The 13,004-nt window shown below is 37.2% G+C and carries 17 protein-coding genes; 6 read left to right on the plus strand and 11 right to left on the minus strand.

What is annotated here, in order from left to right; translation table 11 throughout:
* Position 1: 1 nt before the first annotated feature.
* Positions 2–763, minus strand: a complete 762-nt coding sequence (locus AAGF08_RS11605) for a PIG-L family deacetylase (RefSeq protein ID WP_343511334.1) — start codon at positions 761–763, stop codon at positions 2–4.
* A 5-nt stretch (positions 764–768) separates the two neighbouring features.
* Positions 769–1,527 (minus strand): glucose 1-dehydrogenase, encoded by a 759-nt coding sequence (locus AAGF08_RS11610; protein WP_343511335.1) that lies wholly within the window; start codon positions 1,525–1,527, stop codon positions 769–771.
* Positions 1,528–1,719: 192 nt separating this feature from the next.
* On the opposite strand from AAGF08_RS11610, the gene AAGF08_RS11615 reads away from it, so the two are divergent.
* A complete protein-coding gene (locus AAGF08_RS11615) occupies positions 1,720–3,198 on the plus strand; it encodes a sulfatase (RefSeq protein WP_343511336.1) in 1,479 nt (492 codons plus the stop codon).
* 41 nt (positions 3,199–3,239) lie between these two features.
* Here AAGF08_RS11615 and AAGF08_RS11620 read toward each other — a convergent pair whose 3' ends face one another.
* Complete coding sequence (locus tag AAGF08_RS11620) at positions 3,240–3,578, minus strand: nucleotide pyrophosphohydrolase (RefSeq protein WP_343511337.1); 339 nt, start codon at positions 3,576–3,578, stop codon at positions 3,240–3,242.
* Between the two features lie 119 nt (positions 3,579–3,697).
* On the opposite strand from AAGF08_RS11620, the gene AAGF08_RS11625 reads away from it, so the two are divergent.
* Genes AAGF08_RS11625 through AAGF08_RS11635 form a run of 3 tightly spaced genes read left to right on the plus strand, consistent with a single transcriptional unit; the run spans position 3,698 to position 5,799 of the window.
* Positions 3,698–4,330: a MarC family protein gene (locus tag AAGF08_RS11625; RefSeq protein ID WP_343511338.1), complete on the plus strand. Its 633-nt coding sequence runs from the start codon at positions 3,698–3,700 to the stop codon at positions 4,328–4,330.
* A gap of 27 nt (positions 4,331–4,357) precedes the next feature.
* Complete coding sequence (locus AAGF08_RS11630; protein WP_343511339.1) at positions 4,358–5,398, plus strand: zinc-dependent alcohol dehydrogenase family protein; 1,041 nt, start codon at positions 4,358–4,360, stop codon at positions 5,396–5,398.
* 14 nt (positions 5,399–5,412) lie between these two features.
* Positions 5,413–5,799: a DUF1801 domain-containing protein gene (locus tag AAGF08_RS11635; protein ID WP_343511340.1), complete on the plus strand. Its 387-nt coding sequence runs from the start codon at positions 5,413–5,415 to the stop codon at positions 5,797–5,799.
* A 4-nt stretch (positions 5,800–5,803) separates the two neighbouring features.
* Here the strand turns inward: AAGF08_RS11635 and AAGF08_RS11640 are convergent, their stop codons facing one another.
* The 7 genes from AAGF08_RS11640 to AAGF08_RS11670 form a co-directional block, all read right to left on the minus strand.
* On the minus strand, positions 5,804–7,069 hold the full coding sequence (locus AAGF08_RS11640; RefSeq protein WP_343511341.1) for an aminotransferase class V-fold PLP-dependent enzyme: 1,266 nt from the start codon (positions 7,067–7,069) through the stop codon (positions 5,804–5,806).
* Positions 7,070–7,270: 201 nt separating this feature from the next.
* Positions 7,271–8,743: an ATP-binding cassette domain-containing protein gene (locus tag AAGF08_RS11645; RefSeq protein ID WP_343511342.1), complete on the minus strand. Its 1,473-nt coding sequence runs from the start codon at positions 8,741–8,743 to the stop codon at positions 7,271–7,273.
* A gap of 57 nt (positions 8,744–8,800) precedes the next feature.
* On the minus strand, positions 8,801–9,253 hold the full coding sequence (dtd, locus tag AAGF08_RS11650) for a D-aminoacyl-tRNA deacylase (RefSeq protein ID WP_343511343.1): 453 nt from the start codon (positions 9,251–9,253) through the stop codon (positions 8,801–8,803).
* Positions 9,250–9,963 (minus strand): NAD-dependent epimerase/dehydratase family protein, encoded by a 714-nt coding sequence (locus tag AAGF08_RS11655; RefSeq protein ID WP_343511344.1) that lies wholly within the window; start codon positions 9,961–9,963, stop codon positions 9,250–9,252. The genes dtd and AAGF08_RS11655 overlap by 4 nt, the downstream gene beginning before the upstream one ends.
* On the minus strand, positions 9,960–10,586 hold the full coding sequence (locus tag AAGF08_RS11660) for a thioredoxin family protein (protein ID WP_343511346.1): 627 nt from the start codon (positions 10,584–10,586) through the stop codon (positions 9,960–9,962). The genes AAGF08_RS11655 and AAGF08_RS11660 overlap by 4 nt, the downstream gene beginning before the upstream one ends.
* Positions 10,587–10,617: 31 nt before the next feature.
* Positions 10,618–11,031 carry a DUF1232 domain-containing protein gene (locus AAGF08_RS11665; RefSeq protein WP_343511347.1) on the minus strand — a complete coding sequence of 138 codons (414 nt, stop codon included), beginning with the start codon at positions 11,029–11,031 and terminating at the stop codon, positions 10,618–10,620.
* Positions 11,032–11,033: 2 nt separating this feature from the next.
* Complete coding sequence (locus AAGF08_RS11670; RefSeq protein WP_343511348.1) at positions 11,034–11,555, minus strand: hypothetical protein; 522 nt, start codon at positions 11,553–11,555, stop codon at positions 11,034–11,036.
* A gap of 109 nt (positions 11,556–11,664) precedes the next feature.
* On the opposite strand from AAGF08_RS11670, the gene AAGF08_RS11675 reads away from it, so the two are divergent.
* Both AAGF08_RS11675 and AAGF08_RS11680 read left to right on the plus strand, forming a co-directional pair.
* Complete coding sequence (locus tag AAGF08_RS11675; RefSeq protein ID WP_343511349.1) at positions 11,665–11,979, plus strand: iron-sulfur cluster assembly accessory protein; 315 nt, start codon at positions 11,665–11,667, stop codon at positions 11,977–11,979.
* A 34-nt stretch (positions 11,980–12,013) separates the two neighbouring features.
* Positions 12,014–12,505 (plus strand): DUF6265 family protein, encoded by a 492-nt coding sequence (locus AAGF08_RS11680; RefSeq protein WP_343511350.1) that lies wholly within the window; start codon positions 12,014–12,016, stop codon positions 12,503–12,505.
* A gap of 41 nt (positions 12,506–12,546) precedes the next feature.
* On the opposite strand, the gene AAGF08_RS11685 is transcribed toward AAGF08_RS11680, so the two are convergent.
* Positions 12,547–13,002, minus strand: a complete 456-nt coding sequence (locus AAGF08_RS11685) for a DUF4268 domain-containing protein (protein WP_343511351.1) — start codon at positions 13,000–13,002, stop codon at positions 12,547–12,549.
* Positions 13,003–13,004 lie beyond the last annotated feature (2 nt).

Below are 13,004 nucleotides of genomic sequence, written 5' to 3' on the forward strand. Positions count from 1 at the left end.
CTTATAAAATTGAAGAGGGAGAATTTTTCCCATTTAGCTTTATGAAAGCTTCAGCAGCTGACACACCGGCTTCCATCCCCCTAAACTTTTCCATCGACTCATGTCCGCAAGCATAGATTCCAGCAGGATCTTGACTAAGGTGACAAAATAAAGCCTTGCGTTTGATTTCCTGTTCATTTGAAATATCAACATAATCTGTAGGATGAAATGTCATTGTTTGCTCTCCAGCACAAACTTCGTAAAAGTAAATCTGGAATTTTTGCTTTGTTCTCAATCCTGCTTGTATGGTCAGAATACTTGCTGCCTGATGATCTCTATGAGAATCTATGGGCCATTGTGTGAATACCAAATCTGGTTTCTCATTTTCCATGAACTCCGTCATCCTGCCGATCCACTCATTGTTAACCATTGTATTCCCATCAACCTGCCCGAGAAAAGAATGCTGGACATTCAGTACGGCACATGCTGCCTCAGCTTCTTTGGTTCTAATCGTTGCAGCCTCACTATTTGATTTTCCTTCGATCCCTGCCTCTCCACGCGTCAGATATAAGACTTTCACATCATTGCCATTTGAACTTAACTTGGCAAGTGTTCCTCCACATCCGCTTTCAGGATCATCTGGGTGCCCCCCTACACAAATTACTTTCAACTTGGTATCCTGTTCTCCTAAATTTGTTTGAGCAAGAACGGATAGTGGAAGAGTAGACAAGCTTAGCAGGGAAGCTTTTTTAAAGAATTGTCTTCGTGAGTTTTTCTTATTCATTTTTGTCACTTAACTAAAATTCCACCATCTATTGTGTAGGCTGCTCCAGTAATCCAAGATGCCTCATCTGAAACTAAAAAAAGGGCAAGTGATGCAATATCTTCCGGCTTTCCTAAGCGTTCCATCAGCGTATTTTTAGCCGTTTGTTGGACAATGGTTTCAGGGTTTTTGAAAGCTTTAGCAGAGTCCCAAATAAGCGGTGTATCCACAGGACCAGGGCAAATGGTATTCACACGTAATTTTGGACCATAATCAACTGCCATTTCCTTCATCAAAGCTACTAAAGCAGCCTTGCTTGCACAATAAGCAGCATGATTCGGAAAACTTTTAAAAGCTGCAATGGAGCTATTCGCCAGAATGCAACCTCCTCCATTTTTCATCATCTCAGGTATCGCAAAACGAGATAAATAGAAAACAGAATTAAGGTTTGTATTGATTGTTTCTTGCCACTCTTCCAAAGAAATTTCAGTAATAGATCCTAGGCCTAATTTCCCGGCATTAGTAACAACTATATCTAGCTTTCCAAAACTCTTGATTGCAGTTTTTACAAGCTTTTCATTTACTTCCAGTTTCCCAACATCACCCTTAACAAAAACTACTTTCCCACCATTCTTATTTAAATTCTTCTCTATTTCCAGACCTCTTTCTTCATTCCTACCACTAATTACCAAAGTTGCCCCTTCATGAGAAAACCGCTCTGCCATGGCTTTCCCCATTCCACTGGTAGCTCCTGTTATTATGGCTGTTTTTCCTTTTAACCTCATATTAAATGAATTCTTTATCCTTGAAAAATAGTCTTGTTCCTTCCCCAAAGCAAGATTTGTGATTCAAATAAATTCTCAAATCTTCAAATTAAAGCTTAATTGATTCCTGATTTTAAGGAATTTCAAGTTAATTAAATTAGATTTTACACAGATTAGACTTGATTTGTCTTACTCTTTCTTTTAAAAACTCCTATGAAGAAGATTTTAATTTCCGTTTTTTTTCTTTCCTTTTTTAGTTCAGGATTTTCTTATGCACAAAGTTCCCAAATTAAAAAGCCTAATATACTTTTTATTGCCGTTGACGATCTTAGGTCTGAACTGGGGCATTTCGGAAATAGCCAAATACAAACACCAAATCTTGATCAACTGGCATCTTCAGCGGTAAGTTTCACCAATCATTTTGTGCATGTCCCCACCTGTGGAGCATCAAGAGCTGCAATGCTCACAGGTATGAGACCGAGAAGAAAAGCGGAGCTCAGTAACCTCATCATGCAAAATGAGTTTCCGAAAAAAGCTGAAAATGAAATCCCGGAAACCTTTATCCATCATTTGAGAAGAAATGGATATTACACCGTAGGAATCGGAAAGATCAGTCATTCTGCGGATGGATATGTCTATGAATACGAAGAGGAAGTATCAGATCAGAGGGAATTACCCTATAGCTGGGATGAGCTTTTGTTTGATGCAGGAAAATGGGAAACAGGTTGGAATGCATTTTTTGCTTATGCTGATGGTGAAAATAGACAAAGCATGAATAAACAAGTCAAGCCTTATGAGGCTGGTGAGGTGAACGATTTAGGTTATCCTGATGGATTGACTACACAACTTGCTATTTCTAAGCTGAACGAATTAAAAGATAACGAAGAGCCTTTTTTTCTGGGTATTGGATTATTCAAACCACATCTTCCATTTACATCCCCAAAAAAGTATTGGGAAATGTATGATGAAGAATCTATTCCAATTGCTCTAAACCCAACCAAACCTAAAAATGTATCAGAAAGTAGTTTAATGCCTAGCGGAGAATTTAACCAATATGCATTGGGAGAGGAGCACCCTGATTTAGATAAAGTTGCCTCCGAGGCCTATGCTAAAAAAATCAAACATGCTTATTATGCCGCAGCCAGCTATTCCGACGCACAGGTGGGGTTAATCCTGGCTGAATTAAAGGCATTAGACTTAGAAAAAAACACCATAGTAATCGTTTGGGGAGATCATGGTTGGCATTTAGGGGAACAGCAAATCTGGGGGAAGCATACGCTTTTTGAAAATGCATTAAAAAGTGCTCTGATAATTAAAATCCCTGGAAAAGAGGAAAAAGCTCGACTCGAAAATAGTATTGTGGAATCGGTAGATATTTATCCTACTCTTTTAGAATTAACAGGAATTGAAACCCCTTATGAATTAGACGGAGAGAGTTTAGTTTCATTAATTGATCAAGGAAAAACTACTGAAAACCAAACAGCATATAGCTATTTCAAACAGGGAATTACAGTGAGAAATGAAAGATACAGACTAACAAAATACTTTCGTAACCAAGAACCAACGATCGAACTCTACGACCATCAGACCGATCCCTTAGAAACGATCAATATTGCCGCCGAAAATCCTGAAATTGTAAAAAGATTGATGCCTTTATTAGAAAATGGGAATACTGGATTGTATGATAATTAAGATCACAAGAGCTTAATTTAAACATGCTAATATCACCAAGATTATTTTAACTTTTCATTATTCTTGTGCCTGTCAATATCCCTGATATTTTTCTTTTCTAGATTTTTCCTTAAAGCTTCGGTCAAATCCACCCCGGTCTGATTGGCAAGACACATCAAAACCCAGAGGATGTCTGCCATTTCATCTCCCAGATCTTTTCCTTTATCAGAATCTTTAAAAGATTGTTCTCCATACGTTCTGGCCATTATTCTGGCCAACTCCCCCACTTCTTCCATTAGAATGGTCATATTGGTCAATTCATTAAAATAACGCACTCCAACTGTTTTGATCCAATGGTCTACTTGCTCCTGAGCTTCAGAAATAGTGATTTCCTTTTTCATCTGATATTTTAGGGTTCTTAAAATTGAATATTAAAAGTACGATAGCAGAGATTAGATGAAAACAATTCTCCTTTTTTATATTGCTTCCATTACTTTGCAGAAAGCTATAATCCTCCATTATGCCAACAATATCCAGTGACTTCTTAACCTTTACACTTTCTGTTTTTACGGGGTTCATTGCTATTATGAACCCAATTGCCAATGTGCCTATATTTTTATCTTTGGTTGAAGACGCAGACAAAGAAACTAAGCGAGAAATCAGTAAAAAAGCTACGACTGTAGCATTTCTAATTGTTTTTGTTTTTGTAATACTAGGTAAATTCATCTTCGAACTATTCGGAATTACCATTCCTGCATTTAAGATCACGGGAGGTATCTTGATTTTCTTTGTGGGCTTTGAAATGCTTCAGTCCAAAAAATCAAGTGTCAAACATCTAAAGGAGACCGCTTTCGATGAAAACATTGCTATTTCTCCATTGGCAATTCCTATTCTTGCCGGACCAGGAACAATAGTCACAGCAATGAATTTTGTTTCCTTAGGTAATTACATTCATATAGGCATTGTCATTACGGTTTTTGCTTTCATGTGTATTTTGACTCATTGGGCATTTCGATTAGGGGATAAACTGGTCCTTCGTGTAGGTAAAAATGTTATAACAGTAATCGGGAAAATCATGGGATTGATCATTGCTATCATTGGTACAAGCATGATCATAGAAGGAATCAAAGTTGCTTTTGATTTTACAAATTAACCGTAGCCAATTAAACCAATTCACTTGATGAAGGCCTTATTATACGAAGCGTTTCAAACTGATCCAAAAATCTCTCAGGTCCAAGATCCAACGCCTTCTCCGGATGGTGTAGTGATAGAAGTCAAAGCTACGGGACTTTGTAGATCGGATTGGCATGGATGGATGGGACATGATGATGATATTGTTTTACCCCATGTTCCCGGACATGAGTTTGCAGGAATTATTACTGCTGTAGGAAAGGGAGTGAAAAACTGGAAAATAGGAGATAGAGTTACAGTCCCTTTCATTTGTGCCTGCGGAAAATGTCCTGAATGCGCTTCTGGAAACCAACAGGTCTGCGATAACCAATTCCAGCCAGGATTTACTCATTGGGGATCCTTTGCTCAATATGTTGCTATTCAGAGAGCAGAAGTAAATCTGGTAACAGTTCCTGAGCAAATTTCTATGGAAACAGCTGCTAGTTTAGGCTGTCGATTTGCTACTTCTTTTCGTGCAGTTGTTGATCAAGGTAAAATCTCCGGAGGCCAATGGGTAGCGGTACATGGCTGTGGTGGAGTAGGATTGTCTGCAATTATGATAGCAAATGCACTAGGGGCCCAAGTAATAGCCATTGATATTGATCAAGAAAAATTAAAGCTTGCAAAAGAAATTGGAGCTTCTTTTACTATTGATGCTAGCAAAGTTGTTAAGGTGGTTACAGCTGTTAGAGAATTAAGTAAAGGAGGAGTTCATGTGTCAATAGATGCTTTAGGAAGTCCTGAAACCTGCTTTAATTCAATAGAGAATCTTAGAAAGCGAGGCAAACATATTCAAGTAGGATTAATGCTTGGGGATCATAAACATACTCGAATCCCCATGAATCAGGTCATATCAAAAGAATTGGAAATCTATGGGAGTCATGGGATGCAAGCTTATCGATACAATGATATGCTACAAATGATTCTTTCCGGAAAGATGAATCCTGAGCTTCTAATAGGTTCAAGAATTTCTCTCGAGAAAGCATTGTTCGCATTACCTGAAATGAATAAATTTAAGGGAACAGGAATTTCAATGATCACTAGTTTTTAACACATCTAGACTACATGAATCCAAAACCAAGCTCTATTGAAGAATATTTCTCCTGGTTTTCACCCGAAATTCAGGAAAAACTTCAGGCCATACGCGGTACACTGAAAAAAGCCGTTCCAGAAGCAACTGAGGTAATAAGTTATCATATGCCTGCTATAAAAACTTCTGAGGTATTGGTTTATTATGCAGCTATGAAGAACCATATAGGCTACTACCCTACCAGCCAACCCATTGAAGAATTCAAAAAGGAATTGGTAGGATATCGAACGTCAAAGGGAGTTATTCAAATCCCTTATGACCAAGAAATTCCACTAAAGCTTATTTCCGATATTGCGATTTTTCGAAAAGAACAAGCGCTACAAAAATCAGAACTGAAGAAATCAATGAAAAAGAAGAGGTGATTTTTCACCCCAATACTTTTTGAATTGCAGTCAATATTGAGTCTATCTCCTTTTTACTGTTATAAATGTGAGTAGAAATCCGAATTGCATTAATTCCTCCTTCCGGAACTACCCGAATTCTAAATCCTTGCTGACTTATCTCACGATAAGCTTCCTGATAATCTTTATTTTTAGGTTTGAAAGCAACCATACAAATCCTTGACTCCTCTTCTAAAGGACTTATTATCTGGAGCATATTTTTCATTTCATTCAATCCTTCAAAAAGGTACTGATTCAATTCACGAATCCTTAACTCAATCTTCTCCCTCCCAATCTCATTGTGAAAAGCTGTTGCTGCCAAAACACCTTTGATCATCGGTAAACTCTGACTACCATAATCATAGCGATGAGCAGTTGAGACATAGCCTGGTAGTTGTAAGGGTTTTTGATGCAGATCATAGCTCAACTCAGAATATGCTCCAACCTGGTATGCTTGCAACTGATCTAATAACTCCTCCTTCACATAAAGGAATCCTGATCCATTGGGGCCTAATACCCATTTATGATAACTACTTGCATAAAAATCAGCCCCAAGATCTTTTAAATTCAAATCGAATGTTCCCGCTCCATGAGCTCCATCTATTGCAGTATAAATCCCTTTGCTTTTGGCAAACTCAGAAATTTCTTTGATTGGCATCACCAATCCTGTTGTGCATGTGACATGGGGAACAGCAATAACTTTCGTTCTTGGGGTTACTAACTTTTTGATTAGATCCAGATTTTCTGACTGGGTAAGTGCAGGTTCGAAAGGTATTAGGACGACTCCATCTAACTTGGCACGATTCAGCCAAGGAATTGCATTTCCTGCATGCTCGTGATAGGTAATAATTACCTCATCACCTGCTTTTAAGGGTAATCCCCAAACCATAATATTAATCCCTTCAGTCGTATTATGTGTAAGTGAAATTTCAGACTCCTTAATTCCAACAAATTCTGCCAACTCGCCCCTCAACGGATTGATATGACCATATTCGCCTCTTGTATTGGTGTCGTCAAACGAATTCTTTAAAGCATCTAATACTGGTGTTGGAGAAGGGCCAAAGGTTCCATTATTCATGTAAACCCGGTCTTTTGTTAAAGGAAATTGTTCTCGGACATTATCCCAAAAATCATCTCCGGTTAACAGCTGATTAATTTGATTTTTGGTAGTTGATTTTGAATTAAAACCTACCAAAGCTGGCGCCAACGCTCCTGCTGATAACTTTTGTAGAAACTCCCTTCTGCTTTTCATGAAAAACACTTTCAAAAATGAAAATTGAAGCTAAGAAGGAGAATTTGATATCCCAAATTAGGGAAACATAATTCTAGGAAAAATTGATTTTCACATCAATTCGAAAAAACATAAATCTTCTTTCCTTGAGGTATCATCAAAGATATTATTTCAAAAAATCAATCTGGAAACAAATGATAAAAGTTTATAAAATCATCAGGTCTACAACTCCATCACCTTTTCTACTGCATCAGGAACATCCTCAGCATAGTGACTCACATAGATTAATGTAATCTCACTTCGCTCACATACTTGCTGAACAGTTTCTTTAAATAGTCTTCTCTGAAACTCGTCCATTCCCTGGCTTGCCTCGTCCAAAATCAGAAGTTTTGGTTGCTTAATTAAAGCTCTTGCCAACAAAGTCCATCGTTGATGCTCTAATGACAAACGCTGAATGACTTTATGTTGAAGGGGCTCAAGGTTAAATAACTTCAACCATTGGTTAGTCAATTCCTCTTGCTCAGGACTGACTTTCTTAAATAAACCCATGGTATCAAACAAACCCGATAAAATGACTTTTCTACAAGTTTGATTGGCAGGAAAATATCGACTCAGTTCAGGAGCCACAAACCCTGTTGGACGTTTTACATCCCAAATACTTTCTCCTGTCCCTCTTTTTCTTCCAAAAAGCCAGAAATCCTGTGAATAAGCCTGAGGATTTTCACCAATCAAAAGACTAATCAGAGTGGACTTCCCAGAACCATTTTTTCCTTTTAGAAGCCATTTTTCTCCGGCTTTTACTTCCCAATTTACATCTTTCAAGATGACCTTTTCTCCATACTGGATTCTGACATTTTGAAGCTTTATTGGTGATTCTTCCGACAATCGATTTTTTGGAAGTAGTCTTGAAAGCAAATCCCAATCCCAGGATGGGATCTTCATATGATCTTTTTTTGAAAGATGGTATTCCTCTTTTGTCCAACTTTTCACTAATCCTGATTTAGATACTTTTGCAATGTGAGTGATTCCATCAGGAATTTCGTTTCCAGAAGTAGTTAAAAGAATTTGTACTCCATTTCTACTAATTTCTTTTAAAATCTCTCCAAACTCTCCTCTACTTTTGACATCCAAACCTGTCATCGGCTGATCCATTAAATAGATTCTAGGTTGATGCATTAAACCTAAAGCAATGGCTAACCTCCTCGTTTCTCCATTGGAAAGTTTAATCAATGATTTATCAAGCAAAGTTTCTAGACGTAGAAGTTTAGCCACTTTATCCAAATCCCATGGGCCGGAAACTTTGGCTTTTACTTCTAACAAATATTCTCGGACTGTGGCAGTTTCCTCTGACTCTGAAGAATTGAAACGTTGTTGAAAATAGAAATTCTGAATATGAGAGCGGTTTGTGAATTCATATTTCTGGGAAACATAGGCGATGAGATCCCGAAAACTATGAACCTCACCTGAATCGGTTTTTAGTCTTACATAGTCTTGAGCAAAAGGTCTTTCAATTTTTCCTTTTGAAAGGACTGTGTTTCCTCTAATACTTTCAATGAAGGTGGTTAGTTCCCATCCAGAATCCCCAATTATAGCCCAGTTTTTATCCTTCTCCCATTTAAAATTGAGGTTTTCAAAAGCTTGTTGGGCTTTAAAAAAGACAGTGGCTTGCTGAATAGAAAGTATTGGTTCTGACAAAATAATAGTTCGATTTTATTATTTCAAAAATAGTGTAATCATAGGTTTAACCTACGTTTATACTTTGTTTTTACTATCTATTAGAATAGTGACCGGACCGTCATTTACGAGGCTTACTTTCATATCTGCACCAAACTCTCCTGTTCCAATACTTTTTCCAAGATCTGCTTCAAGTGCAGCAATCATTTTCTCATATAATGGAATAGCAATATCAGGTTTAGCAGCTTTGCTATAGGAAGGTCGGTTACCTTTTTTGGTACTTGCATGCAAAGTAAACTGAGAGATCAATAAAATCTCCCCATCAACATCCAACAAGCTTTTATTCATCACCTCATTTTCATCCGGGAAAATTCGAAGATTGACAATCTTTTTGGAAAGCCATGCTATATCCTCCTCTCCATCTGACTCTTCCATACCAATCAAAATCAACAGCCCTTTTCCAATACTGGATTTGACAATCCCTTCAATTTTAACTGAAGCTTCGGAAGCCCGTTGAATGACTACTATCATTTGCTAAGACCTTGTAATTGTCCAGAGCTGATTATTTCTATTGATTGAGAGTTCTGGCCTAGCGCTTTTTTCACCATTCCCTTTGCTACCTGATAATCATAAATCGGTCTGATATTTTTAAAAAGTTTGAACCAAACCAATGGCTTCATGAAGATAGTTGCAATTTGCTCTCCCAGGCGAAATTCTGATCTATTTCCCAATAATAAGGATGGTCTGAAAAGTCCTAAAAATTCAAATCCAATAGCTTTCAAATCTTCTTCTGTCTTGCCTTTTGTTTGACTATAAAAAATAGAAGATTTACTGTCAGCACCAGATGAAGAAACATAAAGAAATTTAGAAGCTCCCAGAGATTTTGTCCATTTTGCAAATTCGATTACCAAATCATGATCAATTTGGTAAAATCTTTCTTTTGAGCCAGCCTGTTTTATGGTAGTCCCAAGACTTGAAAAAGCATGGATCTCGGCCTTCTTTTCTAAAATGGCTTCCTTTAAAGCATTTTTTTCTCCTCCTAGCGACTTAGAAACTAGTAAATGTTCCCAATCCCAAGTGTTGATTTTGGCCATATCACCTTCCAGTTGAACCAAATTATCATGTTTTAATGCTAGTGTTCTTCGACCTACGCTAATAACATCATCATACTCTTTGAGTAATTGATGAAGTAATTGCATGCCGACCATTCCGGAAGCACCTGAGATTATGGCTATTTTCATTTGTTTTCGATTTCCGAAATTGCTTTAAACAATTCCTGTTCAATTGATTTATTTCTGTCCCTTGCATACCAAAGATAGGTTCCCTCTGAAAATTCTTTGGGACTTATTCCTTTTGGATCATTTTTATATGCTTTAAACCTATCTCGAAGATATTTTGGCTTTGGACCCCATGTAAACAGTTCTTCTTCCAAGTCGTGGGATAAAGCTATCAGCTTAGGTATCGATCTAGCTCCATCTGTGAGATAATGATCCATTACCTCTGGGTTTTCATCTCTGAAAATAATCTTCAGGTCAATCAACGGGTTCAATTCTACCAATTTCGCAATATAAGGGATACTCTGTGAAGCATCGCCACACCAGGCTTCTGTGATGATTAACCAAGTTTGAGGTTTTTGAATGCTTCTAATTAAAGACTCCATCTCGGCAGAAACTTTGCCGATCTTATCCACACGATTCATTCGAGCCACATTCATTTTAGTGTAATTAATATTAGACTCAGAATGATTGGAACCTGTCGTTTTTCCTTCAGCCAAAAGTCTATCAATCAATTCGCGGTAACCAGAATAAGAAAGCCCGGAGGTAAGTATTTCTTTTGAGATTGGATGTGAAATTTGATCAAGCATACTATTAGAATTTGGATACTAACAGCTTTGATTATCCTTGAGTTCTCTCCCAGTCCAAAAATTCTTCAACTTCATCCTTAACCTTTGCATAAATCGCCAAGACGACAGATAAATCATCAGCAAAACCAAAAAACCCTAAAAAATCTGGGACAATATCAAAAGGAGAGATAAAATAAACAAGACCTAGAACCAATAACCAAAGGGTACTACCTGTAAGTTTGTGTGCTCCATTAAAATGTGCTTTTATCATTCGGATAAACACTCCTATTGGGGCAACTATTTTTTTTATTTTTGGGTCCTCACCAATCTTTGAAATTTTTTGGAAGGTTTTAGAAATCAATTCTTTTACCTTTTCTTCTTGCCTAACCACAGCATCTACCTGATTACCAAATAGCTTTTTGGCTTTTCCTACTACTTCGGTCGCTTTTGATTTAAGAGTTGTCATTCTTAGAAATAAATATTGATTTCTGATTTTACATGTTTTAACGCATAAGTTATTGCATCGTTATTTTGTTCCAAAGACCTTGAAAAAATAGCTCTTGCCAAATCCATTCCAGAAGCATCAGCCTCAACTGATTGACGGCTTTGGTTTATAATTGTATTTACACTTTCTACAGCATTCTTGACAGCCTCCCAAGTTTGCTCAGAAAAATAAACCTGCTGAGAAAAATTATGACTAAACTCTTCTCTTATCTCATGCAGTAAGCTGGCATGGAGTTCAGCGGCAGTAAGTGAACCGGGATTAGATCTCCTTACCAGGTTGTTTGGTGAAATCCTTTCTAGCAACAAACATAATCTTTCTGCAGCCTGAAGCCTTATTGGTAAAATTGTCTGGGTATTTTGAGTTTTTAATTCCACAATCATTTTCTCTCTTTCTTTAGAAAGAAATGAAACAACTACCAGGTACATCCCATAAAGCACAAGTCCTGCTGGTAGGAGAATTTTAAGTAATTCTATCGCGTAATCCATTTTTTTATTTTCCTTCGAATATCTACAAATAATCCCTGTCTAAAAACACCAAAGATCGTAAATTTGAAACCTAAACGAACCAATTCCGCGCCAAAAACATTTGAACCACATGATTATTCCTGTTCAAATAACCGAAAAAGCTGAGGCTGAGATCAAAAACATCATGGCTAATAAGAACATTCCTTCTGATTATAGCCTAAGAGTTGGTGTCAAAGGGGGTGGATGTGGAGGAATGTCTTATGCTTTAGGTTTTGATAAGCCAAAAGCGGAAGATCAACAATTTGAAATTGCTGGAATACCTGTTTTGATAGAAAAGAGGCATTACATGTTTTTAATGGGAATGCAGATTGATTTTTTTGAAGGAGATGAGGCTAGAGGATTTACTTTTATAAATCCTGAAATCCCAAAAAGACACGATCTTTAAGTTTTTTCATAAATTCATAAGCAAATTACAGCTTATGAAAAACCTACTTTTAATTTTCCTCTTATTCGTATCCAGCCCACTTTTCTCCCAAGTAAAGTATTTGGAAGAAGGTCAAAATCCTGGGGTCGGGAATATTACTGATCTTAAATGGTTAGTAGGTTTTTGGGAAGGAACTGGTTTTGGTGGAGAATGTGAAGAAGTTTGGATGCCCGCTGCGGACGGAAACATGGTTGGGACTTTTAGATTTTGGAGCGAAGGAAAACTCATTTTTTCTGAATTCATGAACATCATTCAAGAAGGAAATTCCTTTACACTAAAACTGAAGCATTTCAATGCTGATTTATCTCCTTGGGAAGAGAAAGATGAGTGGACTACTTTTCGATTAGTAGGAGTGGATGAAACAAGTGTTTTTTTTCACGGATTAACTATGAAACGAGAGGCTAATGAGATTATTCTTTGGTTAGCAATTACCGAAAACGGGGAGAGAACAATTGAGGAATTAAAATATGTCAAGAAAGCTTTTTAAAACATAAAAAATCTTATCTGCTTTGAATTCGGAGTTTCAAATCAATTTTCAAATCCAGGCTTGACATTTTCCCAAAACCCATCTAATGCGATGATTCTGGGTTTCAGAAAGGAAATAATCTCTGGCCAATAATCCTGATCCATTACATTTACGGCAGGTAAGACTTTTTCAATTTTGGAGATCTTCTGACCAAACTCATTTTCGGTATGTAATTTCCATGTCCATTTTTCCCCCAATTCTACCTCAAGTAATTTTTTAAACTGTTTGAACTGTTCAAAAAATAGTTCCTGTAGTTCCTCGTCCGAATGACAAACTTCTATACCAATGGAGGCAAAGTCCTTTTCAGCCTTCATCCGGAAATAAATATCCTTTACTCCTGTCTTATAATTAGGCCAATTAACCCGAAAGCCAGATGCTCCTCTGATAGGCTTCATGTATTGTCCGAATGTAAGCCAAAACTCTTTTCGGATCCGGGAAGTTTCTGCCCGATTGTACATGT

The sequence above is a fragment of the Algoriphagus sp. SE2 genome (assembly GCF_039563885.1).
GTDB lineage: Bacteria > Bacteroidota > Bacteroidia > Cytophagales > Cyclobacteriaceae > Algoriphagus.

What these genes read in the sequence shown, in the direction of transcription:
- AAGF08_RS11605 (WP_343511334.1), bottom strand. Translation starts at nt 763, where the DNA reads ATGAATAAGAAAAACTCACGAAGACAATTCTTTAAAAAAGCTTCCCTG.
- AAGF08_RS11615 (WP_343511336.1), top strand. Translation starts at nt 1,720, where the DNA reads ATGAAGAAGATTTTAATTTCCGTTTTTTTTCTTTCCTTTTTTAGTTCA.
- AAGF08_RS11685 (WP_343511351.1), bottom strand. Translation starts at nt 13,002, where the DNA reads ATGTACAATCGGGCAGAAACTTCCCGGATCCGAAAAGAGTTTTGGCTT.
- AAGF08_RS11635 (WP_343511340.1), top strand. Translation starts at nt 5,413, where the DNA reads ATGAATCCAAAACCAAGCTCTATTGAAGAATATTTCTCCTGGTTTTCA.
- AAGF08_RS11670 (WP_343511348.1), bottom strand. Translation starts at nt 11,555, where the DNA reads ATGGATTACGCGATAGAATTACTTAAAATTCTCCTACCAGCAGGACTT.
- AAGF08_RS11640 (WP_343511341.1), bottom strand. Translation starts at nt 7,069, where the DNA reads ATGAAAAGCAGAAGGGAGTTTCTACAAAAGTTATCAGCAGGAGCGTTG.
- AAGF08_RS11680 (WP_343511350.1), top strand. Translation starts at nt 12,014, where the DNA reads ATGAAAAACCTACTTTTAATTTTCCTCTTATTCGTATCCAGCCCACTT.
- AAGF08_RS11660 (WP_343511346.1), bottom strand. Translation starts at nt 10,586, where the DNA reads ATGCTTGATCAAATTTCACATCCAATCTCAAAAGAAATACTTACCTCC.
- AAGF08_RS11675 (WP_343511349.1), top strand. Translation starts at nt 11,665, where the DNA reads ATGATTATTCCTGTTCAAATAACCGAAAAAGCTGAGGCTGAGATCAAA.
- AAGF08_RS11610 (WP_343511335.1), bottom strand. Translation starts at nt 1,527, where the DNA reads ATGAGGTTAAAAGGAAAAACAGCCATAATAACAGGAGCTACCAGTGGA.
- AAGF08_RS11620 (WP_343511337.1), bottom strand. Translation starts at nt 3,578, where the DNA reads ATGAAAAAGGAAATCACTATTTCTGAAGCTCAGGAGCAAGTAGACCAT.
- AAGF08_RS11665 (WP_343511347.1), bottom strand. Translation starts at nt 11,031, where the DNA reads ATGACAACTCTTAAATCAAAAGCGACCGAAGTAGTAGGAAAAGCCAAA.
- AAGF08_RS11630 (WP_343511339.1), top strand. Translation starts at nt 4,358, where the DNA reads ATGAAGGCCTTATTATACGAAGCGTTTCAAACTGATCCAAAAATCTCT.
- AAGF08_RS11625 (WP_343511338.1), top strand. Translation starts at nt 3,698, where the DNA reads ATGCCAACAATATCCAGTGACTTCTTAACCTTTACACTTTCTGTTTTT.
- dtd (WP_343511343.1), bottom strand. Translation starts at nt 9,253, where the DNA reads ATGATAGTAGTCATTCAACGGGCTTCCGAAGCTTCAGTTAAAATTGAA.
- AAGF08_RS11655 (WP_343511344.1), bottom strand. Translation starts at nt 9,963, where the DNA reads ATGAAAATAGCCATAATCTCAGGTGCTTCCGGAATGGTCGGCATGCAA.